This window comes from Fibrobacter sp. (assembly GCF_017551775.1).
Classification (GTDB): Bacteria; Fibrobacterota; Fibrobacteria; order Fibrobacterales; family Fibrobacteraceae; genus Fibrobacter.
Window position 1 is genome coordinate 21,585 of the sequence record NZ_JAFZKX010000056.1, and the last position, 6,000, is coordinate 27,584.

The 6,000-nt window shown below is 57.0% G+C and carries 6 protein-coding genes; 1 reads left to right on the forward strand and 5 read right to left on the reverse strand.

Features of this window, described 5'->3' with window-relative positions:
* The first annotated feature begins 22 nt into the window (after positions 1-22).
* Positions 23-811 carry a hypothetical protein gene (locus tag IK012_RS06470; RefSeq protein ID WP_290952107.1) on the forward strand — a complete coding sequence of 263 codons (789 nt, stop codon included), beginning with the start codon at positions 23-25 and terminating at the stop codon, positions 809-811.
* Between the two features lie 199 nt (positions 812-1,010).
* Here the strand turns inward: IK012_RS06470 and IK012_RS06475 are convergent, their stop codons facing one another.
* The 5 genes from IK012_RS06475 to IK012_RS06495 form a co-directional block, all read right to left on the reverse strand.
* Positions 1,011-2,741, reverse strand: a complete 1,731-nt coding sequence (locus IK012_RS06475) for a maltotransferase domain-containing protein (protein WP_290952109.1) — start codon at positions 2,739-2,741, stop codon at positions 1,011-1,013.
* A gap of 141 nt (positions 2,742-2,882) precedes the next feature.
* Positions 2,883-3,785, reverse strand: coding sequence for an autotransporter outer membrane beta-barrel domain-containing protein (locus IK012_RS06480; protein ID WP_290952111.1), 903 nt, complete (start codon positions 3,783-3,785; stop codon positions 2,883-2,885).
* 144 nt (positions 3,786-3,929) lie between these two features.
* Entirely contained in the window at positions 3,930-4,718 is a 789-nt protein-coding gene (locus IK012_RS06485) for a DUF3108 domain-containing protein (protein WP_173383841.1), read from the reverse strand.
* An 8-nt stretch (positions 4,719-4,726) separates the two neighbouring features.
* A complete protein-coding gene (gene purE, locus IK012_RS06490) occupies positions 4,727-5,200 on the reverse strand; it encodes a 5-(carboxyamino)imidazole ribonucleotide mutase (protein WP_073116370.1) in 474 nt (157 codons plus the stop codon).
* 124 nt (positions 5,201-5,324) lie between these two features.
* The coding region (locus IK012_RS06495) for a phosphoribosylglycinamide synthetase C domain-containing protein (RefSeq protein WP_290952114.1) at positions 5,325-6,000 on the reverse strand (676 nt) is incomplete at its 5' end.

Here is a 6,000-nt window from a genome sequence, read left to right on the forward strand (position 1 = left end):
CTCCCCGGCCAAGGAAGTCAAAATGAGAACAAAGAATCTTCCGCTCCTCCTTATCGCAGGGGCAGTACTCCTCACCACGACAGGGTGCATCGCCCCCTCGTTACAGTCCATGGGATCCGCCCCGATGACGACGGCCCACCAGCCGAAATCGACTCCGGACGGCGAAAAGCAGGTCAGCGCTTCGCTCGACGCGTTCGGTACCTTCGGTTCCACCGGATTCAACGTGGAGCAGGTGAACGCCGGCGGTGGCGCGGCCACCCTCGGGTTCCACCCCGCAGGGGCACTCTCCCCGCTGTTCGTAAGCGCATCGGTCGCAGGGTATGCCGGCACGCTGCAGTTCGGCTGCAACGACACCCCCTGCAGCCGCACGTACAACGAGTGGCTCGCAAGCGACGAAGGCGACGAGAACTACACCTTCTGGAACATCCAGGAACGCATCCTCGCGGGCGCGGAAATCAACGTCGGCAACCACTTCTTCGCAGGAGCCGCGGGCGGACTGCAGTTCTACCAGGGCGGAGGCGACTTCGAAAGCAAGCGCGACCGCCTAGAAACGCTGCGCCTCGTCGAGAACGTCGACGGAAGGTACGACTGGAGGCCAACCGCTTCCGCATGGCTCGGCCCCCGCTTCGGCGAGAATGGGAGCGCAGGCGCAGTTTCGATAGAATACGCCATCACGTTCGCCAAGAACGTGAAGGAATGGAACTCCCAGCTGGGGATTTCGTACTTCCACCCGAGCGGATTCCACGGGAGCGTGTTCACGAACTCGAACGCCTCCTTCGTAGCATCCCTCGGGAAGACGTTCCTGTTCTAGCAATTCTCTGGCAATACACAAAAAGGCCGTGCTCTGTTGCGCGGCTTTTCTTTATGCAGTCTCATGTCATGCTGACCCTGAGCGTCCTCAGGGTGACATCCCGATAGTCATGCTGACGCAGGTCAGCACCGGATATAAGCTTTCTGACCCTGTCCTGAAACAAGTTCAGGATGACCAAGCCTCAGGGGGACATTCGGGTCTAGATCTTCTTGAGCACGAGCAGGTGGCCGGGGGCCTTCGCGGGGTCAAGGCGTACGAAGTTGCGGTTGCCGCGCCACACGAAGCTCTCGTCGGTAATCAGGTCCTTCAAGAAGTAGAACGAATCCGGCGCGAGCCCAAGCTTGCCCATGTCGAGTTCCACCATGCCTTCCTGCACGTTGTCCATGTCCATGTTGCAAACGCAGAGGATCACGTCGTCGCCAGACTTCTTGGAGTACACCATCAGCTGGTCGTTGGCGCAATAGTGGAATTCGAGGTTGTCGTATTCCTGCAGGGCCACATGTTCCAGGCGGGCGGTGTTCACACGACGCACGAAGTCCTGGATACCCGGGCCCTTCCAGTTGTGGACCTTGTACTGGTACTTTTCGCTGTCGGCGAGTTCTTCCTTGACCGGCGAGGGGATGTTTTCGCACAGTTCGTAACCGTTGTACATGCCCGTAAGGCTGCTAAGCGTACCCGCGAGGAAGTAGCGCTGCTTGAAGGCGTTCGGGCCCTTGTAAGCGAGGTATTTCGGGAAAATGTCCGGAGTGGTCGGGAAGAAGATGCCGCGCATGTATTCCTTCGCGTCGCTCTGGGTGAGTTCCTTCAGGTACTGTTCGAATTCCCACTTGGCAGAGCGCCAGGCGAAATACGTGTAGCTCATGTCGAAACCCGACTTGGCCAGGCGATGCATCATCTTCGGGCGCGTGAAGGCTTCGGCGAGGAACACGAGTTCCGGGCGCTTTTCCTTCACGTCAGCGATGAGCCATTCCCAGAACGGGAACGGCTTGGTGTGCGGGTTGTCGATACGGAAAATTTCGACGCCCTTGTCGGCCCAGAACAGGATGATGTTCTCGATTTCTTTCCACAACGCCTTGTAGTTCTCGTTGTAGTAGTCGAACGGGTAGATGTCCTCATACTTCTTGGGCGGGTTCTCGGCAAACTTGATGCTGCCGTCGGGTTCATGGTAGAACCATTCCGGATGGCTCTTCACGTAAGGGTGGTCCGGGCTGCAGTTGAGCGCGATATCGAGCGCGAGGCGGAGGCCCTTGCTGCGCGCGGTCTTCGCGAAATGCTCGAAGTCCTTCATGGTACCGAGTTCCGGGTCCACGTCGTAATGGCCGCCGTGCTTGTTGCCTACGGCATACGGGCATCCCGGTTCGAGCGGATTGCCCTTCTTGTCGACCTTGGCATGCAGGGCATTGTTCGCGCCCTTGCGGTTGGTGACGCCAATCGGGTGGATAGGCACGAGGTAGACGGTATCGAAGCCGAGGTCGGCGATGTAGTCGAGCTGGTTTTCGCAGTCCTTCCAGGTGGCGCTCTTCTTGGGGTCGGTACCCTGGCTCTTGGGCCACATCTCGTACCATGTGCCGATACGGCTGTACGACGGGTCCACGCGGAGCTTCATCACGGGGCTTTCCGTCGGGACGTCCTTGGGTTCCAAAGTCCAGGCGCAAATCTTGTATTCGTAGTAGCCGATGCTGTTGACGGTGAACGTGCCTTCCCAGAGGTCGTTGTCCACGAAATGCATGGGGGCCTTTTCCCACTTCTTCTTGCTCACGTGGCGGTAGAAAATCGCGGCGTCGTACTTCTCGTGGCTGTGGCGGAAAATGTCGGCCTGGAGAGTCACGGAATCGCCGGGTTCACGCTTGATCATGAAACGCCCGCCCTCGATGTTCGGGCGGATATTCTCGATAACGAGATTGTCTTTTAGAGTAGGAATGGTTGCCATAGTGGCACAAAGTTAAAAAAGTTACTAGTTGCTAGTTACTAGTTACTAGAAAAAGCAGGGGGTCAAGCGTGTCGCAAGTGCCATATACAAAGAAAGCCCGCATAGAGCGAGCTTTCTAAAACCAGAAAATTCAGGTTGCGATTACTTACGTTCGCGTTCCTTCTCGCGCTGGCGGCGGCGCTTTTCGGTATCGTCCGGGAAGAGTTCCGGCAGGGCATAACCGATGGAGATGCCGAACACGATGCCCGTCTTGCTCATGCCGTCGGGGTTAACCACGGAGGAGATAATCTTGGAGCTACCCGTAGACTGGTAGCGCAAGCTCGGGTTCTCTTCCGGAGTATCCTTGGCAAGCTTGGGAGCGTAGTACATACCCACGGAGAACTGCAGGTAGTACCATTCGTTCGTGAGGTAGGTAATCAAGACGTCGAACTGGAAGCCATCGACCGTGATGAGCGGGCGAATGTTTTCGGCGTTCGGTTCCACATTGTGGTCGAAGTAGACCGTACCGTAAGAAGCGGAGATGCCCAAGTGGAGCGGGTTCTTGGGGAACAGGTAGTAGTTCAAACCGACCTTGTAACCATAACCGCCATCGAGCTGAATTCCTTCGAAGTCGTTGTCGTTTCCCTTGGGGAGCAAACCGCCCGAACCATAGAGGGCGATACCCCAGCGGGTGATGTATTCGGCACCGATACCGAAGCCCATGCCCATACCGGTTTCACCCATGAACGGGTAGCGGGAACCCATACCAATCTGGAAAACCAGACGGTCCTTGAGCCAGTTACGACGGCGAAGCGAGTTCGCGTATTCGTCCAGGCGCTGTTCCTCTTCGAACTTCTTGCGGGCAGCCAGATCCTGCTTCTGGGAAGCGGTCAAGGACGACTCATCGGGGGCAGCACCCTCGTCGTCTTCATCGTCATCAGCATCATCCGCAGATGGAGCAGACTCAAAGCCACTCTCATCAAATTCATCTTCAACAGCAGCCTTGGGCTGAGGTTTGCTAGCAGTCTTAGCCTTGGGCTTGGCATAAACCACAAGACAAAGCACACAAAGCAACAAAATCACTTTTTTAAACATTAAAAGCCTCGGATTATGAAATCACCTTTGGAATATAACTTATTATCGGCATTTTTTCCAAACACAAAGATGTAAAACTTGCTTAATCTTTCGTTTTTCATGCCATTTCGCACACTATTCTGCCTTTTTCAGTTTCGCCTTGATGGACCCGAGCGCAATTTCGCACTCCATGAGCACCGGAATGCGCCGTTCGTCCTCGGTCAACCAGATGAAAATGCGGCCCTTGGAGTTGAAAATGCCGTCACCGTCGAGCACGGGTTCGATCTTGACCGTATTCACCGTACCGATAGCCGTCTTCAGCTGTTCCTTGCCGTGAACCAGCACCTTAAGTTCGTAACGCTTCTTGCCGCTCACCGCCGAAAAACGGGAGGTATCCCCCACCGTAAGAGGCATCGTCCGCACGTAGTAGAACGCCGACATAATGCTGTGCTCCACGCCCTGGATGGTGACCGCGGTATCGGCGGAGCGCTTGACCTTGCGGGTCTTCATGTCGGTAAACACCGTGTCGGAGAGCCACGCCTTCTCGCCCTTGCGGTCGAACCGGATGACGGAGGTGTTGTGGAAGGTTCCCTCGTGGAGGTTCTTGCGGAAGACTTCCGTCATGAGCCCCTTGTTGCGGACGCGGGTATAGACCGTATCGAACACGGGGTAGATTCGGGAAATGGTGCTGTTCCCATGTGCGAACGTGAGGAACTCCGTCTTGCCGCCAGGCAGGGATTTCACCTCGAGCGTAGCCTCGCCAGCCGTAATCGGGCCCCAACCGAGACTGAAGGTCAGTTTTTCGCCCTTCATCCACGGAGTCTGGACCTCCGGCAAGTTGGGCTCGCCGGCAAAACACACTGCCACAAGGAAAGCCACGAGCGCGGCCACCTTGGAGCTCATCTTGATGTATCCCCTAAACATCTTGCGGATTAACCTTCGATATCGCCGAGGCTCTTGCGGTAGGCAACGAGCTTTTCACGGACTGCGGGATCTGCGATGGCGACGATGTGGGCGGCGAGGTAACCGGCATTCTTGCCGTTACCGATGCCGACCGTGGCCACCGGGATTCCCGGGGGCATCTGCACAATGCTGTGCAGGGCATCGACGCCGTTGAGCGGGCCGCCCGCGCAGGGGAGTCCGATGACCGGAAGAATCGTGTGCCCTGCGAGCACGCCCGGGAGGGCTGCAGCGAGGCCTGCGACACCGATGAGGACCTGGAGGCCTCGCCCGGCGGCTTCGCGGGCATACTTTGCCGTAGCGTTCGGGGTGCGGTGAGCAGAGAGAATGTTGAATTCCCACACGATGCCGAAGCTGTCGAGCACCGCGGTGATTTTATCTACAGTTTCCTGGTCGGACTTGCTACCCGCAACGATACCGACCTTTGCATTTTCTTTCAAATCCATTTGCGTATCCTTTTAAACTAATTCCTTCAGGCCTGGATTGCTTCGTCGTTTCACTCCTCGCAATGACGTTCAAAAAACATGTCATTGCGAGCGAAGCGAAGCAATCTCTATACCAATTTCTCTTTTATTTCGCGAGTCTTGCAAGGCCCTTCTTACCGATGTCCTTGCGGTAGAACTTGCCTTCGAACTGAACCTTTTCGCAGGCGGCGTAAGCGATATCCAAGGCTTCCTGGAGCGTCGCACCGTGACCGACCACGCCGAACACGCGACCACCATTGGTCACAAGCTTGCCGTCGACCATCTTGGTTCCGGCATGGAGCACCTGGGCGCCGTTCTTTTCGGCTTCTTCAATACCTGTAACGACCTTGCCCTTTTCGTAAGAGCCCGGATAACCGGCGCTGGCGAGCACGACGATTGCGGAGCTGCCCTTCGGAGCCTTCGGAGCACCGAGCTTGGCGAGTTCGCCCTTTTCGGCGGCATCGAACAAGGCGAGCACATCGCCGTCATAAAGCGGGAGCACAATCTGGCATTCGGGGTCACCGAGACGGCAGTTGTATTCCACGACCTTCGGGCCCTTCGCAGTCACCATGATGCCCACGTAGAGCACGCCCGTGTAAGGCTTGCCTTCGGCGGCCATGCCCTTGAGGGTCGGTTCGATAATCTTCGACTTGACTTCGTCGAGGAGAGCGTCCGTCACCACCGGAGCCGGGCTGTAGGCGCCCATGCCACCCGTGTTCGGGCCCTTGTCGTCGTCAAAGACGCGCTTGTGGTCCTGGGCGGAGCTGAGGATCACGTAATCC

Bases quoted from the DNA above. Each gene is read 5' to 3' on its own strand.
- IK012_RS06475 (WP_290952109.1), bottom strand. From the start codon at position 2,741: ATGGCAACCATTCCTACTCTAAAAGACAATCTCGTTATCGAGAATATC.
- IK012_RS06470 (WP_290952107.1), top strand. From the start codon at position 23: ATGAGAACAAAGAATCTTCCGCTCCTCCTTATCGCAGGGGCAGTACTC.
- purE (WP_073116370.1), bottom strand. From the start codon at position 5,200: ATGGATTTGAAAGAAAATGCAAAGGTCGGTATCGTTGCGGGTAGCAAG.
- IK012_RS06485 (WP_173383841.1), bottom strand. From the start codon at position 4,718: ATGTTTAGGGGATACATCAAGATGAGCTCCAAGGTGGCCGCGCTCGTG.